The 17663-nt window shown below is 75.9% G+C and carries 17 protein-coding genes and 1 riboswitch; of the genes, 11 read left to right on the plus strand and 6 right to left on the minus strand.

The annotated features are described in order from the left end of the window. Positions 1–28: 28 nt before the first annotated feature. Positions 29–400 (minus strand): hypothetical protein, encoded by a 372-nt coding sequence (locus tag ACFQ8E_RS09930; protein ID WP_430550407.1) that lies wholly within the window; start codon positions 398–400, stop codon positions 29–31. 404 nt (positions 401–804) lie between these two features. On the opposite strand from ACFQ8E_RS09930, the gene ACFQ8E_RS09935 reads away from it, so the two are divergent. Genes ACFQ8E_RS09935 through ACFQ8E_RS09950 form a run of 4 tightly spaced genes read left to right on the plus strand, consistent with a single transcriptional unit; the run spans position 805 to position 5556 of the window. Then, positions 805–2535: a nitrite/sulfite reductase gene (locus ACFQ8E_RS09935; protein ID WP_430550408.1), complete on the plus strand. Its 1731-nt coding sequence runs from the start codon at positions 805–807 to the stop codon at positions 2533–2535. Continuing rightward, positions 2532–3383 carry a phosphoadenylyl-sulfate reductase gene (locus ACFQ8E_RS09940; RefSeq protein ID WP_430550409.1) on the plus strand — a complete coding sequence of 284 codons (852 nt, stop codon included), beginning with the start codon at positions 2532–2534 and terminating at the stop codon, positions 3381–3383. The genes ACFQ8E_RS09935 and ACFQ8E_RS09940 overlap by 4 nt, the downstream gene beginning before the upstream one ends. Next, the gene (gene cobA / locus ACFQ8E_RS09945) at positions 3380–4744 is read left to right on the plus strand and encodes a uroporphyrinogen-III C-methyltransferase (RefSeq protein ID WP_430550410.1); all 1365 of its coding nucleotides are present in this window, start codon (positions 3380–3382) and stop codon (positions 4742–4744) included. Before ACFQ8E_RS09940 ends, cobA begins: the two co-directional genes overlap by 4 nt. Before the next feature lie 56 nt (positions 4745–4800). Continuing rightward, the gene (locus ACFQ8E_RS09950; RefSeq protein WP_430550411.1) at positions 4801–5556 is read left to right on the plus strand and encodes a sirohydrochlorin chelatase; all 756 of its coding nucleotides are present in this window, start codon (positions 4801–4803) and stop codon (positions 5554–5556) included. Here the strand turns inward: ACFQ8E_RS09950 and ACFQ8E_RS09955 are convergent. Next, complete coding sequence (locus ACFQ8E_RS09955; RefSeq protein ID WP_430550763.1) at positions 5522–6136, minus strand: LuxR C-terminal-related transcriptional regulator; 615 nt, start codon at positions 6134–6136, stop codon at positions 5522–5524. The genes ACFQ8E_RS09950 and ACFQ8E_RS09955 overlap by 35 nt on opposite strands. 68 nt (positions 6137–6204) lie before the next feature. Next, complete coding sequence (locus ACFQ8E_RS09960) at positions 6205–7545, minus strand: PspC domain-containing protein (protein ID WP_430550412.1); 1341 nt, start codon at positions 7543–7545, stop codon at positions 6205–6207. Between the two features lie 137 nt (positions 7546–7682). Between ACFQ8E_RS09960 and ACFQ8E_RS09965 the strand changes: the two genes are divergently transcribed. Next, positions 7683–9236, plus strand: a complete 1554-nt coding sequence (locus ACFQ8E_RS09965) for a PspC domain-containing protein (RefSeq protein ID WP_430550413.1) — start codon at positions 7683–7685, stop codon at positions 9234–9236. Further along, positions 9233–9892, plus strand: a complete 660-nt coding sequence (locus ACFQ8E_RS09970; protein ID WP_430550414.1) for a hypothetical protein — start codon at positions 9233–9235, stop codon at positions 9890–9892. Before ACFQ8E_RS09965 ends, ACFQ8E_RS09970 begins: the two co-directional genes overlap by 4 nt. A 74-nt stretch (positions 9893–9966) precedes the next feature. Here the strand turns inward: ACFQ8E_RS09970 and ACFQ8E_RS09975 are convergent, their stop codons facing one another. Next, positions 9967–10692 (minus strand): hypothetical protein, encoded by a 726-nt coding sequence (locus ACFQ8E_RS09975; RefSeq protein ID WP_430550415.1) that lies wholly within the window; start codon positions 10690–10692, stop codon positions 9967–9969. A 134-nt stretch (positions 10693–10826) separates the two neighbouring features. Between ACFQ8E_RS09975 and ACFQ8E_RS09980 the strand changes: the two genes are divergently transcribed. Together ACFQ8E_RS09980 and ACFQ8E_RS09985 are read left to right on the plus strand one after the other, a co-directional pair. Next, a complete protein-coding gene (locus tag ACFQ8E_RS09980) occupies positions 10827–11999 on the plus strand; it encodes a glycosyltransferase family 4 protein (RefSeq protein ID WP_430550416.1) in 1173 nt (390 codons plus the stop codon). A 125-nt stretch (positions 12000–12124) separates the two neighbouring features. Next, positions 12125–12685: a hypothetical protein gene (locus ACFQ8E_RS09985; RefSeq protein ID WP_430550417.1), complete on the plus strand. Its 561-nt coding sequence runs from the start codon at positions 12125–12127 to the stop codon at positions 12683–12685. A 120-nt stretch (positions 12686–12805) separates the two neighbouring features. Here ACFQ8E_RS09985 and guaA read toward each other — a convergent pair whose 3' ends face one another. After that, positions 12806–14413 (minus strand): glutamine-hydrolyzing GMP synthase, encoded by a 1608-nt coding sequence (gene guaA, locus ACFQ8E_RS09990; RefSeq protein ID WP_430550418.1) that lies wholly within the window; start codon positions 14411–14413, stop codon positions 12806–12808. Between the two features lie 105 nt (positions 14414–14518). Beyond that, positions 14519–15190, minus strand: a complete 672-nt coding sequence (gene thiE / locus ACFQ8E_RS09995; protein WP_430550419.1) for a thiamine phosphate synthase — start codon at positions 15188–15190, stop codon at positions 14519–14521. A 31-nt stretch (positions 15191–15221) separates the two neighbouring features. After that, positions 15222–15324: riboswitch (TPP riboswitch) on the plus strand. Between thiE and thiO the strand changes: the two genes are divergently transcribed. The 3 genes from thiO (at position 15314) to ACFQ8E_RS10010 (ending at position 17651) form a co-directional block, all read left to right on the plus strand. After that, positions 15314–16546: a glycine oxidase ThiO gene (gene thiO, locus ACFQ8E_RS10000; RefSeq protein WP_430550420.1), complete on the plus strand. Its 1233-nt coding sequence runs from the start codon at positions 15314–15316 to the stop codon at positions 16544–16546. Its footprint overlaps the riboswitch before it by 11 nt. Then, positions 16543–16788, plus strand: a complete 246-nt coding sequence (gene thiS / locus ACFQ8E_RS10005; RefSeq protein ID WP_430550421.1) for a sulfur carrier protein ThiS — start codon at positions 16543–16545, stop codon at positions 16786–16788. The genes thiO and thiS overlap by 4 nt, the downstream gene beginning before the upstream one ends. A 20-nt stretch (positions 16789–16808) precedes the next feature. Beyond that, a complete protein-coding gene (locus ACFQ8E_RS10010) occupies positions 16809–17651 on the plus strand; it encodes a thiazole synthase (RefSeq protein WP_430550422.1) in 843 nt (280 codons plus the stop codon). Positions 17652–17663: the final 12 nt, after the last annotated feature.

The raw sequence follows: 17663 nt of genomic DNA on the forward strand, positions 1-17663 counted from the left end.
CGCGACCGCCCCGGGCACACGGGGACGGTCACCAGAAGACGGCGACCAGGATGTTGGCCAGCGTCAGGGCGCCGATCGAGTGCTTGAGCCCGGGGGCCACGGCACCCGTGCCGTTGTCCCCCTTCGAGCCCTGGCGCTTGGCGACGAAGGCGAGCACCGCGATGATCAGCGCGATCACGAGCTTGACGCCGATCTTGGCCATGCTGGGGCCGCCGTCCGCCCAGAGGTCGGCCATCTCGGCGACGCCGACCATGAGGACGCCGGCGACGAGCGCGGTCGCGGCGCCGTGGAAGACCCCGCGGTAGAGGCCCGGGCTCTTGATCGACGCGATGTAGCCACCGAGGACGATCGCCCAGCCCACGAAGTGGAGCGCGACGAAGACGTGGTAGAGGAACTCCATGCGGGCAGCCTAGCCGCGCGCGGAGCGGGATCTGACACCGGTGTCCGCAACCGGTCACACATCACACTCGGGCGACCCGACGCAAGCCTTCCCCCCATCGTCCCAACATGTGGTCCCACCATGTGGACCCTGTCTCGCGCGAGACCGTCCGGTGCGGCTACGGTCATCCCCATGACCACGGCCGCGCACCGCCTCCTCGTGACGACTCGTCACGAGATGCCGGCGTGCGTGCGTCGCAGCATGCGCAGCTGTCTGTGCTGCTGTCGCTGATCGCGCCCTACCTCAGCCCCGCCGCCCCCGCGCGGCTCCTGAGCACCGGCGCGCGCCGTCGGTCCTCGGCCCACCCCCGCTGAGTCTCTCGTCGTCGCGCGTCCCGCCCCCGAGGACCCGAGGAACTCCCCCAGATGACGACGCAGACCACCGCACCCGCCCCGACCGGCGACAACACCCCCGCGCGCGTCCGCCCCCCGCGCACGGCGCGCCCGAACGGGCAGTGGAAGGTCGACGGCACCGAGCCCCTGAACCACAACGAGGTCTTCAAGCAGGAGGCGGCTCCGCTCGGCGTCCGCGAGCGCATCGAGTCGACCTACGCGCGCGAGGGCTTCGACTCGATCACCGACGACGACCTGCACGGCCGGTTCCGCTGGTGGGGCCTGTACACGCAGCGCAAGCCCGGGATCGACGGGGGCCGCACGGCGACGCTCGAGCCGCACGAGCTGGAGGACCGCTACTTCATGCTGCGGGTCCGGTCGGACGGCCAGGCGCTCTCGCCGGCGGCGCTGCGGGTGCTCGGCGGCATCTCGGCGGACTTCGGGCGGGGCTCGGCCGACATCACCGACCGGCAGAACATCCAGTACCACTGGATCGAGATCGAGAGCATGCCGGAGATCTGGCGCCGTCTCGACACGGTGGGCCTCGAGACGACCACGGCCTGCGGCGACTCCCCTCGCGGCTTCCTCGGCAGCCCGGTCGCGGGCATCGCGGCCGACGAGATCATCGACCCGACCCCGGTCATCCTCGAGATCAAGCGCCGGTACATCGGCGACCCGGAGCTCGCGAACCTGCCCCGCAAGTTCAAGACGGCGATCACCGGGCACCCGAGCCTCGACGTGGTGCACGAGATCAACGACATCTCGCTGGTCGGCGTGGTCCACCCGGAGCTCGGCCCCGGCTACGACCTGTGGGTGGGCGGGGCGCTGTCGACGACGCCGCGGCTCGGCGAGCGGCTCGGGGTCTTCGTCACCGAGGAGCAGGCGCCCGACGTCTGGCACGGCGTCATCCGCATCTTCCGCGACTACGGCTACCGGCGGCTGCGCAACAAGGCCCGCCTGAAGTTCCTGCTGGCGGACTGGGGCACCGAGAAGTTCCGCGAGGTGCTGGAGAACGAGTACCTCGGCCACCCGCTGCCGGACGGCCCCGCGCCGGCGCCGGCCACGCGTCCCGGCGACCACGTCGGGGTGCACGAGCAGAAGGACGGCCGCTTCTACGTGGGCGCCGCGCCCGTCGTCGGGCGGGTCGGCGGCAACACGCTCACCGGGCTGGCCGACCTCATCGAGCAGGTCGGCGCGGACTCCGCCCGGCTCACCGCGCACCAGAAGGTCGTGGTCCTCGGCGTGCCCGCCGACCGCGTCGACGAGCTGCTGGACGGGCTCGAGCCCCTGGGCCTCACCGCTCGTCCGAGCCTGTTCCGCCGCTCGACCATCGCCTGCACGGGCATCGAGTTCTGCAAGCTCGCCATCGTCGACACCAAGGACACCGCGGCGCGCGTGATCGGCGAGCTCGAGGACCGGCTCGGCGACGTCACCGACCGGCTCGACCGGCCCATCGAGCTCAACGTCAACGGCTGCCCCAACTCCTGCGCCCGCATCCAGACCGCCGACATCGGGCTCAAGGGCCAGATCATCACGGTCGACGGCGAGCAGATGCCCGGCTTCCAGGTGCACCTGGGCGGCGGTCTGGTCGGCGAGGGCCGCGACGAGGGCGGCCTGGGCCGCACGGTGCGCGGCCTCAAGGTGCCGGCGTCGGAGGTCGGCGACTACGTGGAGCGCGTCGTGCGGCGGTACGACGCCGAGCACGACGGCGGCGAGACGTTCGCCCAGTGGGCGCACCGGGCCGACGAAGAGGCCCTGCGATGACCGCCGTCGAGGTCTCCTCCCCGGTCACGCTGCTCACCTCCCCGGCGGGCGGGGGCCGGCTCGCCGAGGTGCGGGCCCGGGCGGCGGCGCGCGAGGAGTCGCGCGACGCCCGGCGGCACGCGCGTGCGGCCCGGCACCGCCGCTCCACCGAGGAGCTGCGCCACGTCGTCGAGCGGGGCCAGGCCCAGCTGCACGCCGACGGCGACCGTCCCGAGGCCACCGCCGAGGAGGTCGTCGCCTGGGCCGTGCGCGAGTTCGGCCCGTACCTCGCGGTCGCGTCGTCGATGCAGGACCTCGTCCTCGCGCACCTGGTCTCCCGGCAGCTCCCGTTCGTCGACGTGCTCTTCGGCGACACCGGCTACCACTTCGCGGAGACGCTCGGCACGCGCGGCGCGGTCGAGATCGAGATGGACGTGGACGTGGTCGACGTCCGCCCCGAGCTGACCGTCGCCGAGCAGGACGCGAAGCACGGCCCCCGCCTGCACGACCGGGACCCCGAGGCCTGCTGCGCCATGCGTAAGGTGGCTCCCATGCGGCAGGCCCTGCAGGGCTACGAGGCCTGGGCGACCGGCGTCCGCCGCGGCGAGACCGCGGCCCGCGCGAACGCGCCCCTGGTCGCGTTCGACGAGCGCAACGGCGTCGTGAAGATCAACCCCCTCGCGGCCTGGACCGACGAGGAGGTCCAGGAGTACGCCCGCACGCACGGCGTGGTGGTGAACCCCCTGCTCGGCGACGGGTACCCGTCCGTGGGCTGCGAGCCCTGCACGCAGCGGGTCGAGGCCGGGCAGGACGCCCGCGCCGGCCGCTGGGCCGGCCGGGACAAGGACGAGTGCGGGCTGCACGTATGAGCCGCCGCAGGACGTCCTCGAACGCGCCGCGCGCCGCCCGGCCCGCCGCGCCGCACGACACGTACCCGCTGGGCCTGCGGGTCGGCGGCCGTCTCGTCATCGTCGTGGGCGGCGGCCCCGTGGCGCTGCGGCGCGTGCGCGGCCTGCTCGCCGCCGGGGCGCGCGTGCGCGTGATCGCGCCCGACGTCGTCCCCGAGCTCGCCTCGCTCGTCTCCGCGGCCGCGATCGAGCGGATCACCCGCGGTTACTGCGACGGCGACCTCGACGGTGCGTGGCTGGTGCACACCGCGACCGGCGACCCCGACGTCGACGCCCGCGTCGCCGGCGACGCCGAGCTGCTGCGGACGTTCTGCGTCACCGCGGGGGACGCCGGGCTCGGCTCGGCCTGGGTGCCCGCCGTGGCCCGCACCCCCGTGACGGACGCCGCCGGGCGGCCCGCCGGCGACCTCGCCGTCGCGGTCACCGCCGGTCGCGACCCGCGCCGCGCCGTACGGGTGCGCGACGCCGTCGTGGCCGGGCTCGACGACGGCAGCCTGCCGCTGCGCGCCGTGCGCTCCGCCGACCCCGCCGGCGGGCCCGGCGGCGGTTCGCGCATCGGGCGCGTCGCCCTCGTCGGCGGCGGGCCCGGGGACGCGGGCCTCGTCACCGTGCGCGGGCGGCGGCTGCTCGCCGCGGCGCACGTCGTCGTCGTCGACCGCCTGGCCCCCCGGTCCCTGCTGACCGGGCTGGCCGACGACGTCGAGGTGGTCGACGTCGGCAAGACGTCCGGGCACCATCCGGTGCCGCAGGAGGAGATCACCGCGCTGCTGGTGCGGCACGCGCTCGCCGGGCGCGACGTGGTGCGCCTCAAGGGCGGCGACCCGTACGTCTTCGGCCGCGGCGGCGAGGAGCTCGACGCCTGCCGCGCCGCCGGGATCGAGGTGGAGGTCGTGCCCGGCGTGACGTCCGCCGTCTCCGTGCCCGCGGCGGCCGGCATCCCGGTCACCCACCGAGGGCTCGCCCGCGGCTTCAGCGTGCTCACCGGGCACGACGACGTCGGGCAGGTGCCCGGCGGCACCGACCACACGCTCGTGCTCCTCATGGGCGTCACCCGGCTCGCGGACACCGCCCGCGCGCTCGTCGCGGCCGGTCGCCCGGCCGACACGCCCGTCGCCGTCGTGGAGGACGGGTTCGGCTCCCGCCAGCGCACCACCGTCGGCACGCTCGCCGACATCGCCGACCGGGCGCGCGCCGTGGGCGTGCAGGCCCCGGCCGTGACCGTCGTGGGCGACGTCGTGCGGCGCAGCCCGGCGTGGACCGGGCCCACGTCCGCCCACAGCTCCGTTCACAGCGTCGCGGCCGGGGCCGTGAGGTCGTCGTGACGACGGTTCACACGGACGAAACGGCGCGGGACGACGCCCGACCTAGGGTGTCCGGCATGACCGCTCCCGCGCTCCTCGCCGTCTCGCACGGGACGGCGTCCGCCACCGGCGCGGGCGCCGTCGCGACCCTGGTCGAGGCGGTAGCCGCCCGCCTGCCCGACGTCCCCGTGCACGCGGGCTTCGTCGACGTGCAGCAGCCGGACGTCCCGACCTGCCTGGCGGGGCTGCGGGACCTCGGCGCGCCGACGGTCGTCGTGCCGCTGCTGCTGTCGGCGGGCTACCACGTGCACGTCGACCTGCGTGAGGACGTCGACGCCGCCGTCGCGGGCGGCGACGTCGTGACGCTCGGCGGGGCGCTCGGGCCGGACGACCGCCTGGTCGACGTGCTCGAGCGGCGTCTCGCCGAGGCGGGCGTGCGCGCCGACGACACCGTCGTCCTGGCCGCCGCCGGGTCGAGCGACGCCCGCGCCGTCGCCGACTGCGAGACCACCGCCGCCCGCCTGGCCGGACGCCTGGGCCGTCCCGTCACCGTCGGGTACATCGCGAACGCCACCCCGCGCGTGCACGAGGTCGTGGACACGGCCCGGGCCGAGCAGCCGGGCCGGCGCGTCGTCGTCGCGTCGTACCTGCTCGCCCCGGGCTTCTTCGCGGACCTCGCCGCCCGCGCGGGCGGGGACGTCACCGCCCGGCCGCTCCTGGTCGCCGACGAGGACGCGCCCGCCGGCCTGGTGGACGTCGTCGTCGAGCGCTACGGCGCCGCTGTCCGAGCCGGCCTCGTCACAGCAGCCGACGGGCCGCGGCCCACCGCGTGAGCTCGTAGCGGCTGGACAGCTGGAGCTTGCGCAGCACGGCCGACACGTGCGTCTCGACCGTCTTGATGGAGATGAACAGCTCGCTCGCCACCTCGCGGTAGGAGTAGCCACGCGCGATGAGCCGCATGACCTCCTGCTCCCGCTTGGACAGGCGGTCCAGCTCGTCGTCCGCGACGGCCACGTCGCCGGCCGCCGTGCCGAACGCGTCCAGGACGAAGCCCGCGAGCCGGGGCGAGAAGACCGCGTCGCCACCGGCGACGCGCACGACGGCGCCGGACAGGTCCGACGCCGAGATGTTCTTCGTGACGTAGCCGCGCGCCCCCGCGCGGATGACGGCCACGACGTCCTCGGCCGCGTCCGACACGGACAGCGCGAGGAACTTCGTCTCGCTCAGGAGGTCCGCGCAGCGCCGCACGACCTCCGCCCCGCCGCCGCCGTTGCCCCCCGGCAGGTGCACGTCGAGCAGCACGACGGGCGGGCGGTGCTCGTGCACCACGGCGACCGCCTGGTCGACGTCCGCCGCCTCGCCCACCACCTGCACCCGGCCGTCCAGGCTGGCGCGCACGCCGGTGCGGAACATGTGGTGGTCGTCGACGAGCACGACGGGGACCGGCCCTGTCGGCTGCGCCGTCGCGTCGCTGGGAGTGGTCACGTGCGTGCTCCTTCGTCGGCGGTCGTGCTCGGCTCGTTCTCGTCGGTGCGCTCGTCGGTGGGCTGGTCGGCGGCCGCAGGTGCCGCCGCCGGGGCGGCGGCGCCGTCGCGCGGCATCCGCAGGCGCACCTCGGTGCCCCAGCCGGGGCGGCTGGTCACGTCGGCGGTGCCGCCGCGCCGGTGCACCCGGCCCAGGATGGACTCCCGGACACCGAACCGGTCGGGCGCGATGTCGTCCATCTCGAACCCGTCGCCGCGGTCGCGGACGAACACCTCCACGGCGACGTCGGTCACCTCGAGGTAGACCGTCACCGGCGGGCGGCCGTGCACGACCGCGTTCACGAGCGCCTCGCGCGACGCCTGCAGCAGGGCCGAGGTCTCCTCCGTGGGCACGCAGTCGCCCACCATGACCGACTCGACCTCGACGGCCCGGCCGTCCTCGACCTCCGCCACGAGGGCGCGCAGCTCGGCCGCGAGCGACGTGCCCGGGGCCGTGCGGTCGGTGTACAGCCACTCGCGCAGCTCACGCTCCTGGGCGCGTGCCATGCGGGCCACCGCCTCCGGGTCGTCCGCGCGCGAGCGGATCAGCGCGAGGGTCTGCAGCACGGAGTCGTGCAGGTGCGCGGCGATGTCGGCCCGCTCGGCCTCGCGCGCGCGGGCGGCGCGCTCGTCGCCCAGCTCGCGCACCAGCCGCAGCCACCAGGGGGCCAGCATGAGCGCCGCCCCCGCGAGGACCGCGAGCGACGCCACGGCGGCCTGCAGCAGCACCGGCACGGGGGCGTCCTGGCCGATGAGCAGCAGCACGCCCACCATGACGAGGACGACGCCGCCCACCAGCCGCAGCACGAGCGTCGAGCGTCGGGTGCCGGAGCCGCCGTCCCCGAGGCGACCGCGCTGCGCGGCGTCGAGCTGGCTCCACGCGAGCGCCAGGCCGCCGACGGCGACGAGCGCCGGCAGCACCCACGACGCCCCGACGTCCCAGCCCGCGCGGATCGCGACCAGGACGAACGCGCCCGCGATGAGGGCCGCCCCGACGAGGACGTCGCGCACCGGCAGTGCCGAGACCGGCCCCCGCAGCCGCAGGCGCGGCGCGAGCCGCTGCAACGACGTGGGGGTGGAGTCCGCGGCCTGCCGCGGGTCGCCCGACGGCACGGTCACCCACCAGAACACGTAGGCCACCGCGCCCGCGCCCGCCACCAGGGTGAGCAGCAGGAAGGCGAGGCGCACCACCAGGACCGGGAGGCCCAGGTGGGCGGCGAGGCCCGCGGCGACGCCGGCGAGCACCCGCCCCTGAGGGGGCCGGCGCAGCGGGAGGCGCGGGGGTCGCTCGGTGGTCATGCTCCCGATCCTGGCACGTCAGGGGCGCCCCGGGGCGCGCGATCCCGAGGTTTCAGGGTGGCCCGGCCCGCCGAATCAGGGTCGCGTCAGGGCAGCACCCGATGCCGCGGCGGCCGCGCGGTCGCCAGGATGGAGCCATGAGCACCGACGACCTCCCCCAGCCGCCCGGGCCGCAGCCCGGAGCCGGCGGCGCCCCCGCCGCCGGCGGCACGCCGCCGCGCCGCACCGGCGACGGCTTCTTCGACTCCATCCGCCGCATCGGCCTGATCCGGTCCGACGACCGGTGGGTCGGCGGCGTCGCGGGCGGCGTGGCCGACCGGTTCGGGCTGGACCCGCTGCTGGTGCGCGGCCTGCTGATCCTCAGCTTCTTCCTCACCGGCGCGGGCATCGTCATCTACGCGGTCGCGTGGGCGCTGCTGCCGGAGCGGGACGGCCGCATCCACCTGCAGCAGGCGTTCCGCGGCGACTTCGACGTCGCGCTGCTCGGGGCGGTCGTCGCGCTCATCGTCGGCTTCGCGTGGAACAACGGCCTCGGGTGGTGGGGCTTCGGGATCGAGTGGATCGGCGGCCTCCTGTGGATCGCCGTCTGGGTCGGGATCGTCTGGCTGGTCGTCAAGCTGATCCGCGACCGCCGGCCGCGCAACGGCGGCCCCGGCGCCCCGCCCGCGCCCCCGTACCCCGCGGCGCCCCCGTACCCCGCCGCGCCCGCGCCGGGCACGACGGACGACCCCGCCACGAGCGGCCCCTCGTCCACGGGCTCCTTCGTCCCGGCACCGCCGGCCCCGTACCTGACGTCGCCCTCCACGACGCAGCCCCCGGCCGACCCGTCGGCCCCCACGAGCGCCTCGACCCACTCGAGCACCCCGGGCCCCTCGGGTTCCTGGGCCACGGCGCCCGCCGCGCCGTCGTCCGGAACCTGGGCCGCCGCGCCCGCGCCGGCCGCTCCCCCGGCGGCACCGGTCGTCGCGCCGCGTCCGCCGCGCCCGCCGCGGCCCCCGCGCCGTGGCCCCGGCGCCGCCGCGGTCGGGATCGTCCTCGGGCTCGTGCTGCTCGCCGGAGCGCTGCTTCTCGTGGCCGACCGCACCGGGAACCTCGACCTGCCCCTCGGCCCCACGTGGCTGGGCGCGTCGATCGTCGTCCTCGGGCTCGGGCTGGTCGTGACGGGCCTGCGCGGCCGGCGCGGCGGCGGCCTGACGTTCTTCGCGATCCTCGCGCTGATCGCCGGCGTCATCACCTGGCCGTTCGCCGGTGACCGCGTCTCCTGGGAGTTCTGGGACGACGGCCCGCAGCAGTCCGGCGCCGCGGCGGTCGTCAGCGACGGCACCCTGCACCCGACGACGACCGCCGAGGCGGAGGAGGGCGTGCACGTGCGGTTCGGCGACGCCACGGTCGACCTCACCGACCTCGACCTGACGGACGTCCCGCTGGGCGACCCCGTCGTCGTCCCCGTCACGATCTCCGCCGGCAACGCGACCGTCCTGATCCCCGACGGCCAGGCCGTGGAGGCCGACGTCGAGGTCATCGCGGGCAACGCCGAGTGGCGCGTGGACGGCCAGGGCCGCTCCGTCAACACCTACACCAACGGTCCCGTGCGGTTCACGACCGAGGAAGCGCGCGAGGCTGACGGCGCCCGCCTGCTGCTCGACGTCGGCGTGCGCGCCGGCAACCTGACCATCGAGGAGTCCCGATGAGCGACGACAAGCCCACCACGCCCGGCCCCGAGCCGGACGAGACCCAGGCCCTGCCGGCCCCCGACGAGACGCAGGCGCTGCCCGCGGCCGACGAGACGCAGGCGCTGCCCGCGGCCGACGCGACCCGGGCGCTCCCGGCAGCCGACGAGACGCAGGCCTTCGCCGGCTCGGGCGACACCCGCGCGTTCCCCGTGGCGGGGCCGGACGACCCGCTGTCGATCTTCGACCGGCCGGAGCGCCCGGCGGAACCGGCGTCCACCGAGCACGCGACCACGCAGGCCGCGGGCTCCGCGCCCGCGACACCGTCCCCCGGCTACGGCGCCACCGTGCCCGAGCCGGCGTCGGCGGAGTGGGCCTCGTCCGAGCCTGCCTCGGCGGAGTGGGCCTCGTCCGAGCCGGCCGAGCCGGCGCCCGCGGCCCCGGTGACCGCGCCCGTGGACGAGCCGCACGCCAGCACCGGCCCGCGGTCCAGCACGATCGTGTGGGGCTTCCTCGTCGTCGCCTTCGGCGTGGGTCTCGTGGCCAACGCCGCGGGCGCGCACATCGACATCGAGCTGGCCGCCATCGTGCTCCTCGCCGCGGCAGGCGCCCTGCTGGTGATCGGCTCGGTGGTCAGCGCGGTGCGCCGACGGCGCCGCGCGACGACCGTCCGCTGACGCGCACGACGACGCGGCGGTGACCCGAGGGGTCACCGCCGCGTCGTCGTGCCGGTCGTCGTGCTGGTCGGACCTCAGGCCGACGGCGACCCGCTGCCCCCGGCAGGGGGTGCCGCCGGCGGGTTCTCGGGCCGCGTCGAGGGAGACGCGGGCGGCGAGGTCGACGGAGGTGTCGAGGGAGGTGTCGACGGGGTTGTCGACGTCCCGGTGGAGGGCGCCTCGGGAGCCGTGCGCGTGCTCGGCCGCTCGGGCGGCGGCGCGGGCGTCGTCGGGGCGCTCGGCCGCTCCGGCTCCCCGGGGTCGGCGCGGTGCGCGGCGTGCGACAAGCCGCCCTCGGACGTCAGCGAGGGCGAGTCGATCACCACCTGCGGCCCGCCCGCGAGCTTGCGTAGCGCGCTCCCGAGCAGGATGAACACGATGCCCAGGCCGATGACGAGGGCGCAGACGCCGAACGCCACCACGGACGTGAACAGCGACGCGCGCAGGAACGACGCGTTCATCACGGTGTCCCGCGTCGGGTCGTCCTGGGCGAGCTCGGCGTATGTCTGCCCGCCGGACGCCTCGAGCGCGTGCTTGTTGATCACCTCGGCCTGCGCGTAGGCGGTGAAAGGCCCGGAGACCTTCTGACCGGCGAACATGGCCGCGTCGTCCGAGACGGTGATCTGCTCGTCGGCGAGCGTCTGGGACACGACGACCCACACGCCCAGGCCGGCGACGATCATGACGATGCCGGCGATGATGGTGACCAGGCCGATCCCGCGGACGCCCTTGGTCGGATGAACGGTGACAGTGCTCGACATGTCGCACCTCTCCTCAGGTGTGTGCCGTGGCGCATGCGCCGGAGGTACCGCTCCTCGCACGGTAGCGCCAACGCACGCCCTCGGCTCGGCGAACCCGCAGGTGGTCGCGCCGGGGGCGGTGGCAGGATGTCCCGGTGCGCATCGTCCACGTCTCCGACTCCTACCTCCCGCTGCTCGGCGGCATCGAGACCCAGGTGGCCCGGCTCGCGCGCCGGCAGGCGGAGGCCGGGCACGACGTCGAGGTGATCACCACGACGCCGGGCGCGCCCGGCGAGCACGGCATCAGCACCCGGCCCGACGGCGACGGGGTCGTCGTGCACCGCGTCGCGGCCCGCGTGCCGGGCGGCTACCCCGTCCACCCGCGCTCGACGGCGCACGTGCGCGCGCGGCTGAAGGCGCTCGAGGCCGACGGCCGCCGCCCGGACGCCGTGCACCTGCACATGGGCGTCCTGGCCCCCACGGTCGAGCTGGCGCTCCGGCCCGTGACGCGGCTCGGGCTGCCCGCCCTGCTCACGGTGCACAGCGTGTGGGGCGGCTGGGAGCGGGCGTTCGCCGCGCTCGACAGCGTGACGCGGTGGTCGGCCTGGCCGGTGCAGTGGTCGGCGGTGAGCGGGCTGACGGCGGAACCGCTGCGGCGCGTGGTCGGGCGACGGCTGGGCCCCGACGCCGCCGCGGAGCGCGTGTCCGTGCTGGGCAACGGCATCGACGTCGACGCCTGGCGGCTGCCCCGCGTCGAGCGGGGCGAGCGGGCCGAGGGCCGCGAGGTGCACGTCGTGTCCGCCACGCGGTTCGCGCCCCGCAAGCGGGTGCTGCCGATGCTCGAGGCGATCGCCGCGGCCGTGGAGAGGGCTCCGGGGCGCCTGGTCGCGACGATCGGCGGCGACGGACCGCAGCTGTCCGAGGCCCGTCGCTGGGTGCGCGAGCACGGCCTGGCCGACACGGTGCGGCTCGTCGGCCGCCTCACCCCGACCGAGCTCAAGCGCCTGTACGTGCGCGCCGACGTCTTCGTGGCCCCGGCCGTGCAGGACGCGTTCGGCATCGCGGCGCTCGAGGCCCAGGCCGCGGGCCTCGCCGTCGTCAGCCGGTCGCAGTCGGGGGTCGCGGAGCGCCTGGTCGACGGCCGGGACGCCCTCCTCGTGGACGACGACGCCGCGATGGCCGACGCCCTCGTCCGCCTCGCCGACGACCCCGCCCTGCTCGACGCGATCATCGCCCACAACCGCTCCGCCGAGCTCGCGACGTCGTGGCCCCGCGTGCTCGCCGACGTCGACCGCGCCTACGCGCGTGCCGCATCGCTCGTCGGCTGACCGCAGCGGCGTCACCGCAGGTCACGGGCGAGTCGTTGCTCGGGCGTATCAAGGGCGCCCGCTGCGCGCTCCCCCCACACCGTGACCGGCGACGAGGGGATCGCCGGCAGACGTGAGGAGCGAAGATGACCATCACGACGCAACGACGCACCGTCCGCGCCCGGCTCGCCGCCGTCGTCGGCGGGCTCGCCGCGATCACCGCACTGGGGGTCGCGGGTCCCACCGCGACGGCCGCACCTGCGGACGACCCGGCGCCGGTCCAGGTGCAGCGCGTGGACAGCGACGCACCGGTCATGGTCGAGGACCTGAAGATCTCGGCCAAGGCTGCCAGCACGACCTACTACTGTGCCGTCCTCGACGGCACCTTCGGCTGCAAGAACGCGAAGCCGGGGACCGGGCTGGTCGTCGCACGGCTGTACCAGAACAAGAACTACGGCGGCTTCCAGGTCGTCGTGTTCAACCCGAAGTACAAGGTCGGCTGCACGTCGGGCACCGGGGACAACGAGGGCGGCGCCAACCTCGGCACCGCGCTGTCCAACCGGATCAGCTCCGTCAAGACCTACAACAGCTGCGACGTGAAGCTCTACAACGGCAACGGCAAGACCGGCGCCAGCACCGGCTGGATCGACAAGTCGGCCCTGCTCAGCGGCTTCAACGACAAGGCCAACTCGTTCAGGATCTCCTGACAGCCCACCTGGCAGCGTGGCCGGCGAGAACCGGGACGTCGTTCGCGAGAGCCGAGCGAGGCACGAGCGAATCATTCGAGCGAACGACGTCCCGGCTCCCGCCGGCCACGCCGTCCACCCTCACTCCCACTCGATGGTGCCCGGCGGCTTGCTCGTCACGTCGAGCACCACGCGGTTGACCTCGCTCACCTCGTTGGTGATGCGGGTGGAGATGACGGACAGCACGTCATAGGGCAGGCGCGTCCAGTCGGCCGTCATGGCGTCCTCGGAGGACACGGGCCGCAGCACGATCGGGTGGCCGTAGGTGCGGCCGTCGCCCTGCACGCCGACGGAACGGACGTCGGCCAGCAGCACGACGGGGCACTGCCAGATCTCGTCGTCCAGGCCCGCCCTGGTGAGCTCGGCGCGCGCGATGGCGTCCGCCTTGCGCAGCGTCTCGAGGCGCTCGGCCGTGACCTCGCCGACGATGCGGATGCCGAGGCCCGGGCCGGGGAACGGCTGGCGGGCGACGATCTCCTCGGGCACGCCGAGCTCGCGGCCCACCGCGCGGACCTCGTCCTTGAACAGGGTGCGCAGCGGCTCGACCAGCTCGAACTGCAGGTCGTCGGGCAGGCCGCCCACGTTGTGGTGGCTCTTGATGTTGGCCGCGCCCTCGCCGCCGCCGGACTCGACGACGTCCGGGTACAGCGTCCCCTGCACGAGGAACTTGACCTCCTCGCCGTGGGCGCCCGCCTCGGCGACGATGTCGCGCTGGGCGTCCTCGAAGACGCGGATGAACTCGCGGCCGATGATCTTGCGCTTCGTCTCCGGGTCGCTCACGCCGGCGAGGGCGGTCAGGAACCGCTCCTTCTCGTCGCGGATGATGAGGTTCACGCCCGTGGAGGCGACGAAGTCGCGCTCGATCTGCTCGACCTCGCCCTCGCGCAGCAGGCCGTGGTCCACGTGCACGCAGGTGAGCTGGTCGCCGACGGCGCGCTGCACCAGCGCGGCGGCGACGGCGGAGTCCACGCCGCCGGACAGGGCGCAGATGACGCGGGCGTCGCCGATCTGCGCGCGGATCGCGGCGACCTGGTCGGCGATGACGTTGCCCGGCGTCCAGTCGGGCGCGAGCCCCGCGCCCTCGTACAGGAACTTCTCCAGCACGGCCTGGCCGTGCGCCGAGTGCTTCACCTCGGGGTGCCACTGCACGCCGTACAGGCGACGGCCGGTGTCCTCGAACGCGGCGACCGGCGAGCCGGACGACGTCGCGAGCACCTGGAAGCCCTCCGGCGCGGCGTGCACGGAGTCGCCGTGGCTCATCCAGGTGGTCTGGTGGTCGGGGGAGCCCGCCAGCAGCACGCCCGCCTCGCACACCTCGACCTCGGTGCCGCCGTACTCCCTCTGCCCCGTCTGCGCGACGGTGCCGCCCAGCGCCTGCGCCATCGCCTGGAAGCCGTAGCAGATGCCGAGCACCGGCACGCCGGCCTCGAACAGCGCCGGGTCCACGAACGGGGCGCCCGTGGCGTACACCGACGACGGCCCGCCCGAGAGGATGATCGCCGCCGGGTTCTTGGCGAGCATCTGCTCGGTGGTGAACGTGTGGGGCACGATCTCGGAGTAGACGCGGGCCTCGCGCACGCGGCGCGCGATGAGCTGCGCGTACTGCGCGCCGAAGTCGACGACGAGGACCGGTCGCGGCGTGGGCGCCAGGTCGGCGGTGGTGGGGGTGTCGGTGGCGGGAGACGTCACCGAGCCATCGTAGCCGCCGGACGGTACCGCTCCCGGGCCCTTCCCACGGGTCACGCGGTGGGGTAGGTCACCTCGACAGCGCGGCGGCGCGCCGGCCGTCGGCGGTCAGGCCAACCGCTCCCGCAGCTCGCGCGCGGCACGCCCGGGGTCGGGCGCCTGCGTGATCGCGCGCACGACGACGACGCGCGACGCACCGGCGTCGAGCACGGCGTCCAGCCGCTCGGCGTCGACGCCGCCGATGGCGAACCACGGCGTCGTCGGGCGGGTCGCGGCGACCTCGCGCAGCAGGTCGAGCCCGACGGCCGCACGGCCGGGCTTGGTGGGCGTGGCCCACAGCGGGCCGACGCAGAAGTAGTCGACGTCCGGGTCGGCCTCGGCCTCGGCCGCCTGCGCGGCGGAGTGGGTGGAGCGGCCCAGCACCGGGCCCGGCCCGAGCAGCGACCGGACCGCCGGCACGGGCAGGTCGCGCTGCCCCATGTGCACGACGGGAGCGCCGGTCAGCCCGGCGACGTCGGCCCGGTCGTTCACCGCCCAGAGCGCGCCGTGCTCCGCGGCGACGCGGGCCACCACGGCCTGCAGCTCGAGCTCGCGCGCGACGTCGAGCGTCTTGTCCCGCAGCTGCACGACGTCCACCCCGCCCGCGAGCGCCGCGTGCAGGAAGTCCTCGAGGTCGCCCCGGTCCTCGCGGGCGTCGGTGCACAGGTACAGGCGGGCGTCGGCGAGGCGGGCGCGGGTCGGGCCGGCGGCGGCATCGTGGTCGGGGGTGGTCGTGGTCACGCCGGCCAGGGTAACCACGGCCCGGGTTACAGTGGCCGCGCACGGGAGCCCCGCTCGGGGCTGAGAGGGCGTAGGAGCCGACCGTCGAACCTGATCTGGGTCATGCCAGCGAAGGGAGCGCACATGCCCACGTCCACCGGTCCGTCCGCCACCCCCTCCGACGTCGTCGTCGTCGGCGGCGGGATCGTCGGTCTCGCGGTGGCCTGGCGGGCCGCGGACGCCGGCCTCGCCGTCACGGTGCTCGACCCGTCGCCCGGCGACGGCGCCACCCGCGCGGCCGCGGGGATGCTCGCGGCCGTCAGCGAGGCGGACTTCGGCGAGCGGGACCTCGCGCGCCTCAACCTCGCGTCGGCCGCCCGCTGGCCCGCGTTCGCCGTCGACCTCGCCGCCGCGACCGGTCGCGACGTCCCGCTGCTGCGTGCCGGGTCGCTCGCCGTCGCGTACGACGCCGACGACCTCGCCCTCCTGCGTCGCGTGCTGGCGCTGCACCGGGAGTGGGGCCTCGCGTCCGCGGAGGTCTCCGTGGCCGACGCCCGGCGCCGCGAGCCGTACCTCGGGCCGCGGCTCGCCGGGGCGGCCCGCGTCGAGGGCGACCTGGCCGTCGACCCGCGGGGCACGCACGCGGCACTCCTCGAGGCGCTGACCCGCGCGCCGGGCGGCACGGTCGTCCGCCGCGCCGCCGTGCGCCTGGAGCGGGACGCCGCGGGCCGGGTGGTCGCGGCGCACGACGCCGCCGGGGTGCGGCACGCCGCCGGGGCCGTGGTCCTCGCGGCCGGCGCCGTCCCTCCCGCGGGGCTGCTCGACGGCGTGCCGGAGGTGCGCGTGCCGGTGCGGCCCGTCAAGGGCGTGACGCTGCGCCTGGACGCCGGGCCGGGGCTCGCCCTCGAGCACGTGGTGCGCGGCACGGTGCAGGGCCGGCCGGTGTACCTCGTGCCGCGGGGCCCGGGCACCGGCGCCGGCCCGGGCAGCGGGCCCGGGCACCGGGAGATCGTCGTCGGCGCCACCAGCGAGGAGCGGCCGGACGACCGCCGCGCCGAGGCGGGCGGCGTGTTCGCGCTGCTGCGCGACGCCCGCGCCCTCGTGCCCGGGATCGACGAGGCCGCGCTGGTCGACGTCACGCCGCGCGCCCGCCCGGCCACCCCCGACAACCTGCCGCTGGTCGGCGCCACCGCCGTGCCCGGACTGCTGGCCGCCGTCGGGCACGGACGCAACGGGGTGCTGCTCGCGCCGCTCACCGCCGACGCGGTGCTCGCCGCGCTGACCGGCACGCCGCCGCCCGACGACGCGCTCGACACCCTCACCGCCGCCGACCCGCGACGCTTCGCGCCCGCAACCCCCGAAGGAGCCCTCCCGTGAGCACGCCGTCCACCTCCGCAACCGCCGTCGTGAACGGCGAGACCTACCCGCTCGACGGACCGCACGGCGACGGCGTCGAGGCCGTCGTCGCGACCCTCGTCCCCGCGTTCGTCGCCGACGGCTCGGTGCAGGGCATCGCCGTCGCCGTGAACGACGCCGTCGTCCCCCGCGGCCTGTGGGCCGGCACCCGGATCGCGCCCGGCGACCGGGTCGAGATCGTCACCGCCGTCCAGGGCGGCTGACCACGAAGCACGGAGGAAGCATGACCAGCACGCACGCCGAGACCACGTCCCGTCCGCTCGCGCACCCGCTCGTCGATCCGCTCGTGGTCGCCGGCACGGAGGTCGGCTCGCGCCTCGTCATGGGCACGGGCGGGGCGTCGAACCTCATGACGCTGGAGGACGCGCTGGTCGCGTCGGGCACCGGGCTCACGACCGTGGCGATGCGCCGCGTCGCAGTACGGCCGGGAGGCGCGGGCGCCGAGGACGGCGGCATCTGGGGCCTGCTGGAGCGGCTGGGCATCCGCGCCCTGCCGAACACGGCCGGCTGCTTCTCGGTCGCCGAGGCCGTGCTCACGGCGCAGCTCGCCCGCGAGGCCTGCGGCACCGACTGGGTCAAGCTCGAGGTGATCGCGGACGACGTCACCCTGCTCCCCGACCCGCTCGGCCTCGTCGAGGCCGCCGACCGGCTGGTGCGCGACGGGTTCGTCGTGCTGCCGTACACGAACGACGACCCGATCCTCGCGCGGCGTCTCGAGGACGTCGGGTGCGCGGCCGTCATGCCGCTCGGCGCCCCCATCGGCACGGGCCTGGGCGTGCTCAACCCCCGCAACATCGAGGCGATCGCGTCCGCCGCGCGCGTGCCCGTCATCCTCGACGCCGGGGTGGGCACCGCGTCCGACGCCGCCCTCGCGATGGAGCTCGGCTGCGACGGCGTGCTCCTCGCGACCGCCGTCACGCGCGCCGCCGACCCGGTCCGCATGGCGCACGCCATGCGCCTCGCCGTCGAGTCCGGGCGCCTCGCCGCCGGCGCCGGCCGCATCCCGCGCCGTGAGGGCGCGCTGGCCAGCTCCTCCCCGGACGGTCGCCTCGACCTCGCCCTCTGACGCGGTGCTCCA

The organism is Isoptericola sp. NPDC056573, from assembly GCF_042793335.1.
GTDB lineage: Bacteria > Actinomycetota > Actinomycetes > Actinomycetales > Cellulomonadaceae > Isoptericola.